This is a genomic window from Oceanobacillus manasiensis (assembly GCF_000724085.1).
Taxonomy (GTDB): domain Bacteria; phylum Bacillota; class Bacilli; order Bacillales; family Amphibacillaceae; genus Oceanobacillus_B; species Oceanobacillus_B manasiensis.
The window spans coordinates 1-18,646 of record NZ_CCDL010000001.1; the positions used below are offsets into that span (position 1 = coordinate 1).

Below are 18,646 nucleotides of genomic sequence, written 5' to 3' on the forward strand. Positions count from 1 at the left end.
TGAGAGAATTGCTCCCTCAAAACTGAACCAAACAACTAGTATATCCTTACCGGAAGATTCTCCGAAGAGAATCCTCGGCGTTCCGTTTCTATCCTTAGAAAGGAGGTGATCCAGCCGCACCTTCCGATACGGCTACCTTGTTACGACTTCACCCCAATCATTGGTCCCACCTTCGGCGGCTGGCTCCAAAAGGTTACCTCACCGACTTCGGGTGTTACCAACTCTCGTGGTGTGACGGGCGGTGTGTACAAGGCCCGGGAACGTATTCACCGCGGCATGCTGATCCGCGATTACTAGCGATTCCGGCTTCATGCAGGCGAGTTGCAGCCTGCAATCCGAACTGAGAATGGTTTTATGGGATTTGCTTGACCTCGCGGTTTTGCTTCCCTTTGTTCCATCCATTGTAGCACGTGTGTAGCCCAGGTCATAAGGGGCATGATGATTTGACGTCATCCCCACCTTCCTCCGGTTTGTCACCGGCAGTCACCTTAGAGTGCCCAACTTAATGCTGGCAACTAAGATCAAGGGTTGCGCTCGTTGCGGGACTTAACCCAACATCTCACGACACGAGCTGACGACAACCATGCACCACCTGTCACTCTGTCCCCGAAGGGAACTTCCTATCTCTAGGAATAGCAGAGGATGTCAAGACCTGGTAAGGTTCTTCGCGTTGCTTCGAATTAAACCACATGCTCCACCGCTTGTGCGGGCCCCCGTCAATTCTTTTGAGTTTCAGCCTTGCGGCCGTACTCCCCAGGCGGAGTGCTTAATGCGTTAACTTCAGCACTAAGGGGCGGAAACCCCCTAACACCTAGCACTCATCGTTTACGGCGTGGACTACCAGGGTATCTAATCCTGTTCGCTCCCCACGCTTTCGCTCCTCAGCGTCAGTTACAGACCAGAGAGTCGCCTTCGCCACTGGTGTTCCTCCACATCTCTACGCATTTCACCGCTACACGTGGAATTCCACTCTCCTCTTCTGTACTCAAGTCCTCCAGTTTCCAATGACCGTTCGCGGTTGAGCCGCGAGATTTCACATCAGACTTAAAGGACCGCCTGCGAGCGCTTTACGCCCAATAATTCCGGACAACGCTTGCCCCCTACGTATTACCGCGGCTGCTGGCACGTAGTTAGCCGGGGCTTTCTGGTTAGGTACCGTCAAGGCCGGGTCAGTTACTACCCGACTTGTTCTTCCCTAACAACAGAGTTTTACGATCCGAAAACCTTCATCACTCACGCGGCGTTGCTCCGTCAGACTTTCGTCCATTGCGGAAGATTCCCTACTGCTGCCTCCCGTAGGAGTCTGGGCCGTGTCTCAGTCCCAGTGTGGCCGATCACCCTCTCAGGTCGGCTACGCATCGTCGCCTTGGTGAGCCGTTACCTCACCAACTAGCTAATGCGCCGCGGGCCCATCTGTAAGTGGCAGCCGAAACCGCCTTTCAACTTTCCTTTATGCAAAGAAAAGTATTATCCGGTATTAGCCCCGGTTTCCCGGGGTTATCCCAGTCTTACAGGCAGGTTGCCCACGTGTTACTCACCCGTCCGCCGCTCATTCCACAAGCGTCACCCCCGAAGGGGATCTGCTTGCTTCCTGCGCTCGACTTGCATGTATTAGGCACGCCGCCAGCGTTCGTCCTGAGCCAAGATCAAACTCTCCAAAAAGTTTGTACCATGTTGACACCAATCAACACAATCTGTCTTAGCCTTCGCAGAATACTGGCTTCTGCTTGTATTTCTTCGAAAAACAGAATATCTGTTTTCCCTTGACATACTAGTTGTTTTGTTCAGTTTTCAAAGAGCAATTTAATACGCCGCTTCAAAAGGCGACTTAATAAGAATATCACAGCCAAGAAAGTGTGTCAACACTTTTTTATGTGATTCAATGGGCCTGAGTGGACTCGAACCACCGACCTCACGCTTATCAGGCGTGCGCTCTAACCAGCTGAGCTACAGGCCCATATGGTAAATGAATTATGGAGCGGGTGAAGGGAATCGAACCCTCATCATCAGCTTGGAAGGCTGAGGTTTTACCACTAAACTACACCCGCAAATATATATAAAGTAACTTGTTTTCAAATCTATTGTTATATAATACTTCGATGGTCGGGAAGACAGGATTTGAACCTGCGACCCCATGGTCCCAAACCATGTGCTCTACCAAGCTGAGCTACTTCCCGTATAATGGCGCGCCCGAGAGGAGTCGAACCCCTAACCTCTTGATCCGTAGTCAAACGCTCTATCCAATTGAGCTACGGGCGCATGATATTTTCAATAAAAGTGCGGCCGAGAGGACTTGAACCTCCACGGGTTATTCACCCACTAGGCCCTCAACCTAGCGCGTCTGCCATTCCGCCACGACCGCATAGATCTTAAACACTTCTTTATTCTATAAACCATATGGTTTAATGCGGGTGAAGGGACTTGAACCCCCACGTCCGAAGACACTAGATCCTAAATCTAGCGCGTCTGCCAATTCCGCCACACCCGCATGATATATTTGAAATGGTGAGCCATGAAGGATTCGAACCTTCGACCCTCTGATTAAAAGTCAGATGCTCTACCAACTGAGCTAATGGCTCTTACTTAATGAAATACTCCCATATTAGGAAGTTAAATTTTATTTTTGTGTGCTCGTCGTGTTGAAAGTTGGCTCTTTTTTTATAAACCCTTCAGTAAAAAGGGGAATAAAAAAATACTATTTATTAAATAGTACATTTTACAATACTACTTACTATAGGTCTTTCTTAAAAAATGGCTGGGCCACCAGGATTCGAACCTGGGGTACACGGGATCAAAACCCGATGCCTTACCGCTTGGCTATGGCCCAACATCTGGCGGTCCGGACGGGACTCGAACCCGCGACCTCCTGCGTGACAGGCAGGCATTCTAACCAACTGAACTACCGGACCCAACCTTGTTTCTTTTTACATTTTAATTAAGATGACCCGTACGGGATTCGAACCCGTGTTACCGCCGTGAAAGGGCGGTGTCTTAACCGCTTGACCAACGGGCCATTAATTAATGGCGGAGAAGGAGGGATTTGAACCCTCGCGCCGCTTACACGACCTACACCCTTAGCAGGGGCGCCTCTTCAGCCACTTGAGTACTTCTCCGTATGGCTCCACAGGTAGGATTCGAACCTACGACCGATCGGTTAACAGCCGATAGCTCTACCACTGAGCTACTGTGGAATAATGTGAATTGCGTTTTTCGCAACGATTAATATCATACAACAACTGCGATTTGTTGTCAACACTTTTTTAAAACATTTTTTTGATGTGTTGTTATGTAATTTATTAGCTTATTTAATTTACCATGGATGACATCATTCGTCAATAACTTATGTTAACTTTTTTCTTTTAGCATTTTCTCTTTCTTTAATCCTTACTTGTCGACATTAATTGTAATACCCCTCTACATTTCCCGCATCTGTATTTCTTTACATTAACCCTTCTTCTTCTTTTATATACCTGCTTACATGATTTACAAACATATTGATAATGGTATTCATTTTTTTGGAAGGGCAAAGGATTGCAAAACCTTGGAGATCCTGTTTCTTTTAGCAGTTGCTTAAAATCTTTATCCCCATGTTTATACCCCTTCCCATCTATATGAAGAAAGTAGTGACAAAGTTCATGTTTGATAATCCCCTTAAATTCTTCCATTCCTGCCTCAAGATACTTGGGATTAATCTCAATAACCCTTTTTGCTGGAATATAGCGTCCACCAGTTGTTCTTAATCTATTATTAAAACACACCTTATCTATAAAGGAGCGTTTAAAATACACTTTTGATAATTCTTCTACTAATGTGTATAGTTCTTTTTCTGTCATTATTTCAATTCCTTTATATCAATCTTGTAATATATAGATACATATTAACATATGAGCATTCCTTAAATAAGTATTATTGTTACTTTTTATCTGTTAATTAAAATCATTTTAATTAAATATTGATTTTTATTTGGTTTATATTATAATAAAAAGTAGAAAGTCTAATTTAAATTTAGAGAGGGGAATAAACATTGAGTAATAATAATAACCATATCACTACTGCTGCCGGGGCTCCCGTTGGCGACAACCAGAATTCAGTAACAGCTGGCCATAATGGACCAACTTTACTTCAGGATTTCCATTTACTTGAGAAACTTGCACATTTTAATAGAGAACGTATACCTGAGCGTGTTGTTCATGCTAAGGGCGCTGGAGCACATGGCTACTTTGAAGTTACAAACGACGAAATTTCTAAATATACAAAAGCAGATTTCCTAAGTGAAGCAGGAAAACACACAGATATGTTTATTCGCTTTTCTACTGTTGCAGGGGAACTCGGCTCAGCAGATACTGTCCGCGACCCGCGTGGCTTTGCAGTTAAATTCTACACAGAAGAAGGGAATTATGATTTAGTAGGTAACAATACACCTATTTTCTTCATTCGCGATGCGATTAAATTTCCTGACTTTATCCATACACAAAAGCGTCATCCACAAACACATCTAAAAGATCCAAATATGGTGTGGGACTTCTGGTCATTATCTCCAGAATCATTACATCAAATTACGTACCTTCATGGTGATAGAGGTCTTCCTGCTACATTGCGTCATATGAATGGTTATGGAAGCCATACATTTAAGTGGGTAAATGCTCAAGGAGAAGTTTTCTGGGTAAAATACCACTTCATTAGTGAACAAGGTGTAAAAGGCTTAGATGTTGAACTTGCTGATAAACTTGCTGGGGAAAACCCTGATTACCATACAGAAGATCTCTTTAACGCAATTAAAAATGAAGATTTCCCTGCATGGAAGCTTTATGTACAAATTATGCCTGAAGAAGATGCGAAGGATTATAAATGGGATCCATTCGATGTTACAAAGGTTTGGTCTAAGAAAGATTACCCACGTATCGAGGTTGGCCGTATGGTGTTAAATCGCAATCCTGAAAACTATTTTGCAGAAGTAGAACAGGCTGCATTCTCTCCAGGTCAATTCGTACCAGGAATTGAAGCTTCACCTGATAAAATGCTTCAAGGTCGCTTATTTGGATATTCTGATGCGCACCGTTACCGTCTTGGTGGCAACCATCACCAAATTCCAATTAACCGCCCAAAAAATGAAGTAAACAACTACCAACGCGATGGCTTTATGAGTGTAAACGGTAATGGTGGTAGCACACCTAACTACCAACCAAACAGCCAAAATGGCCCTGCTGAAGATATTACAGCTAAAACTACTCCATTTGAAGTACACGGCCAAGCTGACAGTGTGCCTTATGATAGTGAGGATCATTACACTCAGGCAGGCGATCTATACCGCTTAATGAGTGCTGATGAAAAAGATCGTCTAATCAAAGCATTTGTAGGTCACATGGAGCCTGTAGAAAAAGAAGAAATTAAACTGCGTCAAATTGAGCACTTCTATAAAGCTGACCCTGAATGGGGCGAAAGAATTGCCCAAGGGCTTGGACTAGCTGTTCCAGAAAGCGTACGTTAATTACCTAAAGAAAGTACTTTAAACTCTTTTTTCATCACCATACTACACAAAAACGCCGGATAGCTCTTTTAAGAGTTATCCGGCGTTTTATTATGCTTCAATCATGGATAAGGCAATCCGTCCTTTATCACTATCTACTTGTTCAACCCAGACAGTTACGACATCTCCAACAGATGCAATATCCATTGGATGTTTAACAAACTTGTTTGCCATTTTTGAGATATGGACCAAGCCATCCTGTTTTACACCAATATCCACAAACACTCCAAAATCTACTACGTTGCGAACCGTCCCTTGCATTTCCATTCCTGGCTTCAGGTCTTCTAATGAAAGAACATTCTTTTTCAATAATGGTTGTGGGAAATCATCTCTCGGGTCGCGCTCTGGTCTGCTCAATGCATTCATAATATCGATTAATGTTGGCTGACCGATCCCCAATTGATCTGCAACAGATGATTTTTCTACCGTTGCTAGTTTTGAACGTAGCTCTTCTGTCCCTATATCATCCATGTTGCTACTTACTAATTGTAAAAGCTCCTGCACTTGCGGATAACTTTCCGGGTGTATTGGCGTGCGATCTAATGGATGATCTCCATCAACAATACGCAAGAATCCAATCCCTTGCTCATACGTTTTGGCACCAAGACGTGGAATTTTTTTAAGCTGTTTACGATTTGCGAACTTCCCTTGCTCGTTCCGCTGTTTAATAATATTATTAGCTACGGTTTTACTTAGACCTGCTACGTATTGTAAAAGGGAAGATGAGGCCGTATTAACATTAACTCCCACTTGGTTTACTGCAGTCTCCACAACAAATGATAATGATTCGTTCAAGGATTTCTGACTTACATCATGCTGATACTGACCAACACCTATTGATTTTGGATCAATTTTAACGAGCTCGGCTAATGGATCCTGCACACGTCTTGCTATTGAAGCAGCACTTCGCTCTTCTACTTGTAAGTCAGGAAACTCTTCCCTTGCAAGTTCAGATGCGGAATACACACTGGCACCTGCTTCATTTACAATAATATACGGGATATCTAGCTGATTATCTGTTATCACACTTGCTACAAATTGCTCCGTCTCTCTTGATGCTGTCCCGTTTCCAATTGCAATAAGCTCAATTTGATATTTCTTAATAAACGACAGCATAATTCTTTCTGCACCTTTTACGTCATTCTTAGGGGCAGTTGGATACATGACACTAACCTCATGTACTTTTCCTGTCTCATCTACAATTGCAAGCTTACAACCCGTCCGAAAAGCTGGATCCACTCCGAGAATGGTTTTTCCTTTTAAAGGAGGTTGCAATAGAAGGTTTTTCAGGTTTTTAGAAAATACATCAATTGCTTGATCCTCCGCTTTTTCCGATAAAGCGTTTCGGATTTCCCTTTCAATAGATGGCTGAATAAGTCGTTTGTAGCTATCTTCTACTGCACGTTCCAGAATTTCTCTTACCGCGCCTGTGACAGATCTGCGGATAATCTGCTCTTGCAAATAACGGGTGATCCCTTCAATTGGGGGCTCAATCGCAACCTTTAAAACCCCTTCTTTTTCACCACGATTCAGTGCAAGAATACGATGTGAAACCATGGATCTGACAGATTCACTGTAGTCATAGTACATTTGAAAGACCTGTTTTTCGTCTAGTTCTGTATTTTTCGCTTTTGCTTGTACTGTTCCTCGCTTAAAGGTTTCTTCTCGGATATGATCACGATATTCTGGATCATCCGAAATCCATTCAGCTAAAATGTCATTTACACCTGCAAGAACATCCTCTACTGTATGTACTTCATTTTCTTCCGAAACGTATTGGTCTGCTTCCTTCACAGCTTCCATATTTTCTTGCTTCCAAATAGTAAGAGCAAGTGGCTCCAACCCTTTTTCTTTTGCGATTGTCGCCTTTGTTCTTCTTTTTTGCTTATAAGGTCTATAAAGATCTTCAACACGCTGCAATTGGGTTGCTTGTGTTATCTCTTTACGTAGCTCTTCTGTAAGCTTTCCCTGTTCTTCAATAATCCGGAGTACTTCTTCTTTTCTATCCGAAAGATTAACAGCATACGTCCATTTATCTTGAACCGTTTTTATTTGTACCTCATCCAAACCGCCAGTCATTTCTTTTCGATAACGAGCGATAAACGGAACGGTATTGCCTTCATCTAATAACGAAATTACTTTGTTTACAATATTCGTATTTACGCTTGATTCTTTTGAGACCCATTGAATAAGGTCTTGATTATATGCTTCAGTCAATATAACTCCTCCTTTACACCATATATAGTGTATCAAATTAAGTTAGGTTTTCATAACTTACATTAAGATGAATACAAGTCTTAACCTTACTTCATACAAAAAAGGAAGACAGTTATTTTATTCGCCTGCCTTCCTTTTATCTGCATCATATCTAATTGCAATCAATGTTGTATCATCTTCTCTGTCAGGTTCACTTATATACTCAAATGTCTTCGTAATCGTAGCAACATCTTCATTCGTTAAATATTTTTTAGAAAGCTCTTTATCACTAACCCCATCAGAAAACATGACAAAATTCATCTTATCATCTAACTTATTCTGCTCAACCTTAAACGGGCGATGATATCCAGCCAAGTAACCAGCATTTGGAATATTACGTTTTCTTTTTTTATCATCTGTTATTGTCATAATACATATATTCCCAATCGAGGAAAAGGAGTACGTAGATGAATTAAAATCGATTTTCAAAACTCCTAGCACCACACCACGTTTTCCTTGAAGCTGCTCATTACACTTCTCTATCAAATGCTGGATATTCGTGGAGCTATTTTCTTGAATAATATCAATGACAATTTGTGATGATTCCTTAGCAAATTCGCCACTACCTAATCCATCGGCTATCGCACATACAAACTCTTTTTCCGTTTCCTTATAAAAGTAGCTATCCCCACAGTGGTATTTCCCTTTTTTAGCTTTTTGGAAGACGGAAACATCTACTATACTTTCGCTCAATCGAAAACCTCCGTACTTTCAGCCTGGATTGCTTCTCTTAACTTACGTAAAGAGCGACGCTGAAGGCGGGACACATGCATTTGAGAAATCCCCAATAGTTCGCCAGTTTCTTTTTGACTCATATTGTCAAAATACGTACATTGTAAGATTTGTTGTTCTCTTTCAGAGAGGATCGGCATAATTTTTTCGAGTAGCATTTTTTGATCAATGTTGTTATAACCATTTTCTTCATTACCAACTAAATCAAGAATTGCTACAGTGCTTCCATCTGAATCTGCTTCAATTTTACGGTCAACAGAGAGTGCTTTATAGCTTTTTCCCATCTCCATCGTTTCAAGAATGTCCTCTTCCGAAACCTCGAGATAGTCTGCAATTTCTCGTACAGTAGGGGATTTTTGTGTACTTGTAGTTAAATCATCAATTGCTTTTTTTATCTTTGGCCCAAGTTCCTTAATTCTACGCGGTACATGAACGCTCCAAGTTTTATCGCGTATAAACCGTTTTATTTCTCCAATAATTGTTGGAATAGCAAAAGACTCAAATGATTTACCAAAGGTCGGGTCGTATCTTCTAACCGCAGCTAATAATCCAATCATACCTACTTGTACCAAGTCTTCATGAATCGTGCTGTTTTTAGAATATTTTCTGGCAATAGACTCCACAAGGTCTGTATATGTTAAAACAATCTTTTCCTGAACCTCTTCATCCTTTGGTTCTTTTTGCAGAAACTCTATCCATTGGTAAACCTCATCTCGTCCGCTATTGTGTGGTTGAGATTTGGTCGTCATCTAAGTCCACCTCTGTTTCATTTAGATACTTTGTCATCAGGATGATAACACCATAATTATTGTTAATTTGAACTTTGTCCATTAACGTATTTATTAGAAACAGACCGAAACCACCTTCACGTAGGTTTTCCACAGACTCTGTGTCTTTGTACGGGCCAATACCGTCTTTTATTTCATTTAAGTTAAAGCTTCCTCCGTGATCCGCAACCATTACCTCAAGTCGGTTCTCATACACTGCAAATCCTACCGTTACTTCCCCTTCATCATTTTCATGATAGGCGTGTGTAACTGCATTTGTAATTGCTTCGGATATCGCAACCTTCAGATCCTCAATATCCTCATAGGAAAAACCCATGCGATTTGCAATACCAGAGATACTCAAACGTATTACACCTACGTATTCCGGCTTTGCAGGAACCTTCATCTCAATAAAGTCAAATTTTTCCATTACTCCGTCACACCCCGAATTGTTGAATTTAAGTCCATAATTTCATCCAGCCCCGTTATCTTGAACAGTCGTAACACGCGGTCCTGTATATTAACAAGTTTCAATTTGCTATCATTCTCTTTAGTTGATTTTAGTGCACTAATAAAAACACCTAGGCCTGTACTATCCATGTAATTGACATTACCCAGATCCACCTCTACTGCGTTCCCTTCTTTTTGGGTTAACGGGAGGAGTGACTCTTTTAGATTCGGCGCTGTATAAGCATCAATTTCTCCTGAAAGATTTACTACTGACTTATTATTTTCTTCGACTACATCGATAACTAAATTCATAAGTTCCTCCTAGAAATTCGGCCTGGTTATGTATGAATGATTGACCTTAAGAAGGCATCACTCCAGCCTAAATTTATTACATTACACTTTGTTTACCCTTTTTCCAGAAAATTAAACCTCTCGTTTCAAAATCAATAAGGTAAAATCATCTCTTAGCTCAAAATCTTGAAGTTTCTCAAAGTGTTTATATACCTGTGTAACCATTTCTTGTGAAGGTAGATGTGAATAGAGCTTAATGACATCTAAAATTTCATCGGTCTCAATAAACCTTTCACCATCTCGACACTCTGTAACTCCATCAGTCAAGAGGATGACCATATCGCCTTGATTTACTTTTAATTCATATTGATTGTATTCCGTTGCAGGTGATACACCGAGAACAAGTCCTTTAGATTCAATCTCGGTAAAGGAATCAGTAGAAGCATTATAATAGAAACCAGGTTCATGACCGGCAGAGGAATACTGCAAAATATTACTAGCAGGAATATACTGTGCGTAAAACATGGTGATAAACATGCTTGGGTCTACATTTCGTTCGACTACCCTATTAAGGTTTTTTAATATAGCCTTAGGTGTCATTGATTCCTCTGGATAACTATCCATGGCATACTTGATCATCGACATACAAAGCGCTGCTGGAATACCCTTTCCAATTACATCTGCAACCGCTATTCCAAGAGAACCATCTTTACCTTTAACAAAATGGTGATAGTCTCCGTTCATTTGATGAGCCGGTACACTGATCACACCAATATCAAGTCCTTCAATAGTGGGTTTTTTCGTTCCAAGCAGTGTTTTCTGCATACTTGCGGCAACCGAAATTTCTGATTTTAACGCATTTTGTTTCTCCCGCAATGTCTGATATTCTTGATGTGCCATACCATAAGCAATCATGGCTTCTAGTAGGAAATCCATTGAATGTTGGAAATCCTCAAGCATATCGGGATATAGTTCTGCCAATGCCTGAATATGAAGGTTAACAATCTCTTCTGGTAAAATATTGTTTTTAATAAATGCTTTACTAACCTGCTCTACACCGTAAAGGGACTGTTCATCCTGTGTCTCAATATAATGTTTCATTAAGTCCTTGTAAGTAGCTGCATCTACCTTTATCATATTGTCCATTTTATCCCTCCTCGGAAAACCACAGCAGTTTAAAGAGAAGAAGTGTGTACCACAAAAAGCTGCACACACCCCCTTTTTGAAAGAAAAAAGCATTCTTCTCTTTCATTCAGTTTACTACATTAATAATTATCTGACCCATTTTACAGCTTTAATTCTAGTACCTTTACCTACTTCTGATTGTAAATCAAACTCATCCATTAGACGCTTAACTCCAGGAAGACCTGCTCCTAAACCACCCGATGTGGAATAGCCATCTTCCATTACTTTGCTGACATCAGTAATCCCCGGCCCATTATCTATGGCAACCATAGAAATACCCTTGTGATTAATGTTGTCTATTACTTCAAAACAAATCTGCCCGTTTTCGGCATATAAGTATATGTTTCGAGCTAATTCTGATATCGCAGTTGCAATTCTTGCCTGGTCAACGGTTCCAAAGCCAATTTTTTTGGCTATATCCCTGCCGAGTTGTCTTGCCCCAACGATATCCCACTCTTTTTGTATATTCACACAAGATTGGGGATTCATTCGTTATTCCCCCAGTTCCTGGTAGAGTTTAATTAAACCTTGTTCTAAATCCAGTGCTGTTGGGACATTTTTTAAATGAATTCCTAAATCGATTAGCGTCATGGCAACCGCTGGCTGAATTCCTGTAAGAACTACTTTCGCCCCCATTAGGTCTGACATCGTCACAACATCCCCTAATACTTTAGCAATAAAGGAATCTATAATATCTACAGACGTTAGATCAATCACAACGCCCGTCGCTCCGCTCTGGTGGATTTTGCTTAATAGGTCTTCCTGAAACTGAATTGCCGTATTATCATCAATCTCTGTTTGAATCGAAATGAGCAGATAATTATGCAATTTCAAAATCGGTATACGCATGATTTCACTCTCCTTTTAAAGAATTAATGAGCTTTTCTATATTTTCTTCTGTTCGTTCATGCTCAACAACTTCTCTGCCCGTGATTTCTAATGCTTTTGTAAAACCTTTTTTGAGCGAGCTCTTTGTTGGGAATTTCCCTAAATCAATGCCCAGGTTCACAATAGTCTGAGCAATTTCAGGTCTAATTCCAACAAGAATACAAGTTGACCCGATAAGACGTACAGCCTCAGCCGCCTGAATGATATGATGCGCAACCATGGTATCGACAACCGGCACACCCGTGATATCAATTAAAACCACTTCTGAGTTATGCTTGATCACACCTTCTAGAAGGTTTTCCATAATTAATTTAGCGCGTTCGGTATCAATTGTACCAATTAACGGCATCACCGTAATTCGATCCATCACCGGGATTAGTGGTGCAGACAACTCTTGTAACGCCACACGCTGAAGGGACACAATATGTTCCCAGCTACCAGAGTATTCGTTCACTAGTTGACGAATCAATGGCTCTACCCATGCATCTACACTTTTAATCACTTCTGAAATATAAGAGGAATCTATTTTTTCCGACTGACCGAGGATATAATCAACTGTTACCCTGCGAAAAACCTGTAAACCGTCCGTTATGTAACTAAGCGGCCATCCGAGGTTAATAATTTTTTCGGAAAAATCCTCCACCACCTTGGTTGAGCCTTGGCTTTTAATACTTGTAAAAATAACATTCACAAATTCTCTGTTTGTACTTTCAAACAGCTCGTCCGATATGCTTGCAGTATAGTTTCCATCTTTTATTGAATTAATTTCTTCCATCCACATTTGTACAATTGAATCACTGTTCTCAATTGCTGTTTGTTTAAATTTTTGATCCATCTTTATCCCCCCAAATTCCCTGTTATCTTATACCTGCCCTATTATATTAATGCTTATTTTGTATAGATTTATCAAAATATCTTACATTAATACTTTTTCTGTATTATTGTAACACAATCAATTACATTCTATTAAGCCAAAACCATTAATTCTCCTATTGCAGGGAACTTTTAAACACAGAGTTTTTGGAGGATTGTGGGCGTGTTGGTGAATTCCCAAACCCAAAGCAACTTAATTTCTCACTATTTTTCCCATTAAAAAATACCCTCGTCTTATTAAACAAGGGTATCTCTACTGACCGTACATATCTTTTAAACCAAGACTAATTTCTAGTGCCTGGTCTATCTTTTTCATCATTTCATTATCAAGTTTTGTTATTTTATCAGTAAGCCGCTGCTTATCCAATGTACGTATTTGCTCTAACAATATTACGGAATTGCGATCAAATCCGTACCGTTTGGCATTAATCTCAACATGTGTTGGCAGCTTGGCTTTTTGAATTTGTGCTGTAATTGCGGCAACAATTACAGTTGGACTAAACCGATTTCCAATATCGTTTTGTAGGATCAATACTGGGCGGACGCCTCCCTGCTCTGATCCAACTACAGGGGATAAGTCAGCGAAGTATACTTCGCCTCTTTGAACGATCAACGTTTACACCCCGATCACAGAGCGCTCTAAGGTGTTTTCAGCCTCCTCTTCAGCTTGAAAAGCTTCCGAAGCAATTGTTAGATTAATGCGGCCCATTTCTTCATAGCCTCGTTGCATTGTTTCATGAAATTGCTGAATGTGTTCATCTCTCTTATGCTCCAAAAAGTTTCTTGTTGCCTGACAGATGAAATCGCTCAAATCACTGTTTTCATGTTTCATTAATCCATCCACCTCATTTAACAGGTTTTTAGGTATCTTTACCAAGACTTCTTGTAAACTCTCTGACAAAACCATGCACCTCCGCCAACTGTTGAACGAACATAATCAAACTCTTTTTTAATAATATCATTGAACCTGGGCGTTTGCAAAGGGTTCTTGAAAAAAAGTAATGAAATTCGCTTGTTTTGTCGTTTAATATTATTAAATTGTGGTATAAAGCTTTGGTAGACCCTTTTTATCTACCCTTATAAATGCGTGGAATTCTTTCATTCAGTAAACAGGGTATCTCATAATTAATGGTATCTAGATAGGATGCTGCTTCATCCATACTAATAAATGAACCATTCTGAGAACCAAGCAATGTAACTTTAGTCCCTACAGGATATTCACGATCTAAACGAATCATCGTTTGGTCCATACAAATTCTTCCCACAATGGGCTGCCTCTTCCCATCTACAAGTACGGAAAATCCTTGAAACTTGCGTATCCACCCATCGCCATACCCAATCGGTATTGTTCCTATCCATTCCGTCTTTTCAGCACTATAGGTCAATCCATAACTAACCGCATCCCCAGCCTCAATTTGCTTTACATGAGCAAGCCTACTATGGAGTGAGAAGGCCTGCTTCAGATTAATTGCCTGCTCTTCCTTCACCACCTGGGATGGATATAGTCCATACATAGATATTCCATAGCGCACAAAATCATACATGCCCTCTGGAAGACGAATCGCACTCGCACTATTTCCAATATGAATGGCCACTTCTCCTGACCACAGTTCTTTCAGCTCAGCCAGCATTTTCGAAAACCGTTCTCTTTGTTTATGAAAATAGGTAAGATTTTGTGCGTCAGCCGTCGCGAAATGAGTGTACACTCCTGTTAAATATATGCTTGGTTTGTCATTTAATGCATATAATATCTCGCGTAATTCTTCATTGGTACGTATCCCTATCCTCCCCATCCCAGTATCAATCTTTAGGTGGAGTTGTAATGTTTCGCCGTTAAGATCTAACCTGCTTACTTGATCTAGCCAATCCTTTTGAAAGAATGTCAGGCTAATATGATGCTTAGAAGCTATGGCTGCCGCTTCTGGCGGAACCCACCCCAATACAAGAATAGGAGCATCAATCCCCGCCTCTCGCAGTTCTAACGCCTCTTCAAGCAAAGCTACCGCTAGCGATGTGGCTCCGGACTCAAGGGCCCTTTTGGCAACTTGAACACTACCATGCCCATATCCATTTGCCTTAACAACTGCAATTATTTCTGTCCTTTCAGGCAGCCTCTGGATCATTGCTTTAATATTATGTGTAATTGCTTCTAAATCTATTTCTGCCCATGTTGGTCTGATTAAAGCCCGATTCAACTGAGAAGCCTCCCTATATTCTATAAATGTTTCTTTCTATTATTTCCTTTCCATACATACGTGTCAATGATGAATAGATATTAATGGAACGCCGACTACGAAGACACGTTTTTGCATAGCATTGACTAGAAATGGATGCCGTGCATTTTCATAGGATTTCCTCTGCCTTTTGAACGTCATAACCTTGTGACGTGCATTTCCATAGTTTTCCCTCTCCTTTTTGAACGTCATAACCTGGTTGACGTGCATTTCCATAGGTTTCCTCCTGCTTTTTGCACGTCATAACCTGGTTGACGTGCATTTCCATAGGATTCCCTCTCCCTTTTGCACGTCATAACCTGGTTGACGTGCATTTTCATAGGTCTCCCTCTCCTTTTTGCATGTCATAACCTGGTTGACGTGCATTTTCATAGGTCTCCCTCTCCTTTTTGCATGTCATAACCTGGTTGACGTGCATTTTCACAGGGTTCCCTCTCCTTTTTGAACGTCATAACCTTAATGACGTGCATTTCCATAGGATTCCCTCTGCCTTTTGAACGTCATAACCTGGTTGACGTGCATTTCCATAGGATTCCCTCTGCCTTTTGAACGTCATAACCTGGATGACGTACATTTCCATAGGTTTCCCTCTGCCTTTTTGCACGTCATAAATCCATCCTAGTGTAGTTCATGCTGTCCGATAACTTCGCCTCGGTTTATCAATAGGACTGTGCCTCTCGATTTCATAAATATGAAATTCTCTTTTACAGAAAGAAAAGAGAGTTGCATTAGTCGCCGGGCATTTGTTCCTCCAAAAAAAGCAAAACAAAAAAGCAGACCCCCTCTCCTGTTGACGAGTCTGCTTCCGTGTATCTCATTCTACTTCACTTCTTGACCTTGGACAGATTGTGCTACTTGGATTAGCTCTTCTTTGGTCAGTTCATCACTAGCTAGGATATAATCAACACCATTATAGGACCATTCCAGTGTATTATTCGACAATCCTGCCACCGTGTGACCTAAATTAATGATGTTGCCCTTCACTTCCTGAGGAGAGGACATGGTAGGTAAAACATCTCTTTTTTCCTGTACAAGTGTGAAATTCTTTTCTCCAGAGAAGGTCAGGATGGCACGTTTTCCATTATCTAAGTCTACCTCTTTTTTCTGTTCTAGCTCAGCGCCAGCCAAAAATGTCGGCAAAGATACTGTTAACGCATTGTTTTCTACATTTCCTGAGACAGCTTCATCCACTTCTGTGCTGGTAGCCATATTCTTCTCCATACTGAAATCATCTTCTGCAAAGCTAGCGTCTTTTTCGAAGCTAGAGAAATTAACTTCCACTAATGAGTTTTTGTCTTTATCCAGTACTTTAACCTCAACAGGGGTTAATGATTTTTTATCAAAGTGGATCTCTTGGTAAGGTAAATTGTTATTACTTTGATAGTTTGTTTTCGTTTTAAAGATATAATGTGTATCTGTTGTTTCAAATTCTGCTTCTTTATCTTTTTGAATATCATTCACTAGGGACTGATATAAATATGGCTGACTACTATTTTCAGGCCAATCTGATTGAAATTTAAAGTTTTTCTTCAAAGCTGGCGTTAAAACAAACACACCATCTTCATTTTTCAAAATGACTTGACTACCTTTTTCATCCATACTATTTGTTAAAGCTACTCTGAACATGTCTTCTTTTTTATGCCAAATATCAATTGCAAACTTCTGATCTTCCTGCCCTGTATTCATGCTCATCTCGGCCTTTGCCTTATAACCTTCCATACTGTCCATTGTATCTTTTAAATCTGCTAGTACATCCTCCTGAGTCTTTTCACCACAAGCCGCTAGCAAAAATACAAATCCTGCCATAACAATAAAAATACCAAGCATTCTTTTCATTGACATCATATCTCCCTTGTCTCAGTAGAAACATTAGGGAACATTGTCACGCAATATTATAAAAATGTACGATAAACAAGTGAAACGCCATCCACAACGTCGGAAGCAAGCAAGTCGTGCTGGGAATGCGATTTTTGTACTAATAAATCAGCGGATTTTCCATGAACAAAACAGGCATTGCAAAGTCCCTCAAAAATGGATTGTTCCTGCATGATCATTGTAAGCGACACTCCTGTTAGCACATCACCGCTCCCACCTTTTGCGAGTCCAGCGTTTCCGGCGATATTCACTGCCTGCTTTCCATCGGGGGCAGAAATAATTGTAAAAGCTCCTTTAAGAACGACGTATACGTTGTGTTCAGTAGAAAACTTTTCAGCAAAATGAAAAGGACGCATCAATATATCCTTTACAGATACATCAACAAGCATTGCCATTTCCCCCGGGTGGGGTGTTAAGATGGTCGGCTCTTCTCTCCCATCAAGCACCTCTATATCATTTTTCAAATGGGCTAGTCCATCCCCATCAATGATAAGCGGAATTTTTGCTGTAACTGCTTGTCTAAACAAAGGGCTAGAAGATGCATTGCGCCCCATTCCAACGCCTATTGCCACGGCATCATACGCATCAAAGTCAATGTCGGGACCATTCTGAAGATGTCCATCTTCTTCCGGTAATGTAAGAAATGTAGCTTCTGGGCAAAAGGAAGCGATCCGCTGAATAACCGTATCTGTAGTTGCTGCCGTTACAAGGCCTGCACCCGAACGCAATGCGGATCGTGTAGTGAGCCCTAATGCACCTGGCATATTAGAAGAGCCTCCGATAATCAATCCTTTGCCATGATCGCCTTTGTGGTCGTATTTGCTACGAGTAGGAAAAGTGTTTTGGAATGTCGTTTCTGTCCACACTTTACGCTCCCTCTTTGCCTGGTCAAACGCCTTGTTAGGGAAACCGATGGAGATACACTCCCAGGCACCATAATACGGAGCAGTATGCTGAATAAACGCCGTTTGCTTGATTGCACCAAAGATATAGGTATGGTCAGCTTGTACAGCAGTAAAATCTGCTTCCCCTTCATCCGCCGGCAAACCTGTTGGAATATCTACTGAAATAATTAAATTCTCCATTTGGTTAATCTGCCTCACAACAGCCTTCAGCGTCTCTCGTAAAGGCCCTTTCACTCCAATCCCTATCATAGCATCCACGACAACGTCTTTTTTATCAAGCCCTTTCAGCACTTCTTCAACCCTGGCAGTTGGAATGACCTTACCATCACATTGCAAGTAAAGATGCTTGTGATAAGCCGCATCTCCGGTAATCTTCTCGTCCTCTACAACTTGAAGCACGGTAGCCTTATATCCAGCATTCAATAAGGTCCTAGCAATAACGAAACCATCGCCGCCATTGTTACCTGAGCCAACCAAGATCCATACGGTCTGATCAATATCAAGCATGGCACTTACTCTTAGGGCCATTTCTCTACCCGCATTTTCCATTAACATGCTGCCATTTATTTCTGCCGTGTTCATCGCATACTTGTCAATATCGTACATTTCTTTTGCGGTGACAATATACAAAACTGTTCCCTCCTACCCGCACTAAAATATATG

General features: G+C 40.9%; 17 protein-coding genes, 12 tRNA genes and 1 rRNA gene. 1 reads left to right on the top strand and 29 read right to left on the bottom strand.

Annotated elements, in window-relative coordinates:
- Nucleotides 1–98: 98 nt before the first annotated feature.
- The 14 genes from BN985_RS00005 to BN985_RS00070 form a co-directional block, all read right to left on the bottom strand.
- Nucleotides 99–1,662, bottom strand: a 16S ribosomal RNA gene (locus BN985_RS00005).
- 221 nt (nucleotides 1,663–1,883) lie between these two features.
- A tRNA-Ile gene (locus BN985_RS00010) sits at nucleotides 1,884–1,957 on the bottom strand.
- A gap of 17 nt (nucleotides 1,958–1,974) precedes the next feature.
- Nucleotides 1,975–2,048: transfer RNA gene (locus BN985_RS00015), tRNA-Gly, on the bottom strand.
- A gap of 52 nt (nucleotides 2,049–2,100) precedes the next feature.
- A tRNA-Pro gene (locus BN985_RS00020) sits at nucleotides 2,101–2,177 on the bottom strand.
- A gap of 5 nt (nucleotides 2,178–2,182) precedes the next feature.
- Nucleotides 2,183–2,259: transfer RNA gene (locus BN985_RS00025), tRNA-Arg, on the bottom strand.
- A 19-nt stretch (nucleotides 2,260–2,278) separates the two neighbouring features.
- Nucleotides 2,279–2,362, bottom strand: a tRNA-Leu gene (locus BN985_RS00030).
- A gap of 44 nt (nucleotides 2,363–2,406) precedes the next feature.
- Nucleotides 2,407–2,488 (bottom strand) — tRNA-Leu (locus BN985_RS00035).
- Between the two features lie 15 nt (nucleotides 2,489–2,503).
- Nucleotides 2,504–2,579: transfer RNA gene (locus BN985_RS00040), tRNA-Lys, on the bottom strand.
- Between the two features lie 173 nt (nucleotides 2,580–2,752).
- Nucleotides 2,753–2,827, bottom strand: a tRNA-Gln gene (locus BN985_RS00045).
- Between the two features lie 5 nt (nucleotides 2,828–2,832).
- A tRNA-Asp gene (locus BN985_RS00050) sits at nucleotides 2,833–2,909 on the bottom strand.
- Nucleotides 2,910–2,941: 32 nt separating this feature from the next.
- Nucleotides 2,942–3,013: transfer RNA gene (locus BN985_RS00055), tRNA-Glu, on the bottom strand.
- 9 nt (nucleotides 3,014–3,022) lie between these two features.
- Nucleotides 3,023–3,113 (bottom strand) — tRNA-Ser (locus tag BN985_RS00060).
- Between the two features lie 3 nt (nucleotides 3,114–3,116).
- Nucleotides 3,117–3,191 (bottom strand) — tRNA-Asn (locus BN985_RS00065).
- 186 nt (nucleotides 3,192–3,377) lie between these two features.
- Complete coding sequence (locus BN985_RS00070; protein ID WP_042220362.1) at nucleotides 3,378–3,842, bottom strand: SprT family protein; 465 nt, start codon at nucleotides 3,840–3,842, stop codon at nucleotides 3,378–3,380.
- 182 nt (nucleotides 3,843–4,024) lie between these two features.
- Between BN985_RS00070 and BN985_RS00075 the strand changes: the two genes are divergently transcribed.
- A complete protein-coding gene (locus tag BN985_RS00075; RefSeq protein WP_042220364.1) occupies nucleotides 4,025–5,488 on the top strand; it encodes a catalase in 1,464 nt (487 codons plus the stop codon).
- Between the two features lie 90 nt (nucleotides 5,489–5,578).
- On the opposite strand, the gene BN985_RS00080 is transcribed toward BN985_RS00075, so the two are convergent.
- From BN985_RS00080 to BN985_RS00150, 15 genes are all read right to left on the bottom strand, one after another.
- Entirely contained in the window at nucleotides 5,579–7,744 is a 2,166-nt protein-coding gene (locus BN985_RS00080; RefSeq protein WP_042220365.1) for a Tex family protein, read from the bottom strand.
- A 117-nt stretch (nucleotides 7,745–7,861) separates the two neighbouring features.
- Complete coding sequence (locus tag BN985_RS00085; protein WP_042220366.1) at nucleotides 7,862–8,476, bottom strand: protein phosphatase 2C domain-containing protein; 615 nt, start codon at nucleotides 8,474–8,476, stop codon at nucleotides 7,862–7,864.
- The gene (sigB, locus tag BN985_RS00090) at nucleotides 8,473–9,264 is read right to left on the bottom strand and encodes an RNA polymerase sigma factor SigB (RefSeq protein WP_042220367.1); all 792 of its coding nucleotides are present in this window, start codon (nucleotides 9,262–9,264) and stop codon (nucleotides 8,473–8,475) included. Before sigB ends, BN985_RS00085 begins: the two co-directional genes overlap by 4 nt.
- Nucleotides 9,236–9,712 (bottom strand): anti-sigma B factor RsbW, encoded by a 477-nt coding sequence (gene rsbW / locus BN985_RS00095; RefSeq protein WP_042220368.1) that lies wholly within the window; start codon nucleotides 9,710–9,712, stop codon nucleotides 9,236–9,238. Before rsbW ends, sigB begins: the two co-directional genes overlap by 29 nt.
- Nucleotides 9,712–10,044 carry an STAS domain-containing protein gene (locus BN985_RS00100; RefSeq protein ID WP_042220370.1) on the bottom strand — a complete coding sequence of 111 codons (333 nt, stop codon included), beginning with the start codon at nucleotides 10,042–10,044 and terminating at the stop codon, nucleotides 9,712–9,714. The genes rsbW and BN985_RS00100 overlap by 1 nt, the downstream gene beginning before the upstream one ends.
- Nucleotides 10,045–10,155: 111 nt before the next feature.
- On the bottom strand, nucleotides 10,156–11,169 hold the full coding sequence (locus BN985_RS00105; RefSeq protein ID WP_042220371.1) for a PP2C family protein-serine/threonine phosphatase: 1,014 nt from the start codon (nucleotides 11,167–11,169) through the stop codon (nucleotides 10,156–10,158).
- A gap of 126 nt (nucleotides 11,170–11,295) precedes the next feature.
- Nucleotides 11,296–11,697 (bottom strand): anti-sigma regulatory factor, encoded by a 402-nt coding sequence (locus BN985_RS00110; RefSeq protein WP_042220372.1) that lies wholly within the window; start codon nucleotides 11,695–11,697, stop codon nucleotides 11,296–11,298.
- Between the two features lie 3 nt (nucleotides 11,698–11,700).
- On the bottom strand, nucleotides 11,701–12,057 hold the full coding sequence (locus BN985_RS00115) for an STAS domain-containing protein (protein ID WP_036577167.1): 357 nt from the start codon (nucleotides 12,055–12,057) through the stop codon (nucleotides 11,701–11,703).
- Nucleotides 12,058–12,061: 4 nt separating this feature from the next.
- Nucleotides 12,062–12,931 carry an RsbT co-antagonist protein RsbRA gene (locus tag BN985_RS00120; RefSeq protein WP_042220374.1) on the bottom strand — a complete coding sequence of 290 codons (870 nt, stop codon included), beginning with the start codon at nucleotides 12,929–12,931 and terminating at the stop codon, nucleotides 12,062–12,064.
- Between the two features lie 291 nt (nucleotides 12,932–13,222).
- Nucleotides 13,223–13,582 (bottom strand): type II toxin-antitoxin system PemK/MazF family toxin, encoded by a 360-nt coding sequence (locus tag BN985_RS00125; protein WP_036577165.1) that lies wholly within the window; start codon nucleotides 13,580–13,582, stop codon nucleotides 13,223–13,225.
- Nucleotides 13,583–13,585: 3 nt separating this feature from the next.
- Nucleotides 13,586–13,870: a CopG family ribbon-helix-helix protein gene (locus tag BN985_RS00130; RefSeq protein WP_081779446.1), complete on the bottom strand. Its 285-nt coding sequence runs from the start codon at nucleotides 13,868–13,870 to the stop codon at nucleotides 13,586–13,588.
- A gap of 166 nt (nucleotides 13,871–14,036) precedes the next feature.
- Nucleotides 14,037–15,164: an alanine racemase gene (gene alr / locus BN985_RS00135; protein WP_042220376.1), complete on the bottom strand. Its 1,128-nt coding sequence runs from the start codon at nucleotides 15,162–15,164 to the stop codon at nucleotides 14,037–14,039.
- Nucleotides 15,165–15,227: 63 nt separating this feature from the next.
- Complete coding sequence (locus BN985_RS00140) at nucleotides 15,228–15,419, bottom strand: hypothetical protein (RefSeq protein WP_042220377.1); 192 nt, start codon at nucleotides 15,417–15,419, stop codon at nucleotides 15,228–15,230.
- 603 nt (nucleotides 15,420–16,022) lie between these two features.
- On the bottom strand, nucleotides 16,023–17,039 hold the full coding sequence (locus BN985_RS00145) for a LolA family protein (RefSeq protein WP_042220378.1): 1,017 nt from the start codon (nucleotides 17,037–17,039) through the stop codon (nucleotides 16,023–16,025).
- A 56-nt stretch (nucleotides 17,040–17,095) separates the two neighbouring features.
- Nucleotides 17,096–18,613, bottom strand: coding sequence for a bifunctional ADP-dependent NAD(P)H-hydrate dehydratase/NAD(P)H-hydrate epimerase (locus BN985_RS00150; RefSeq protein WP_042220379.1), 1,518 nt, complete (start codon nucleotides 18,611–18,613; stop codon nucleotides 17,096–17,098).
- Nucleotides 18,614–18,646 lie beyond the last annotated feature (33 nt).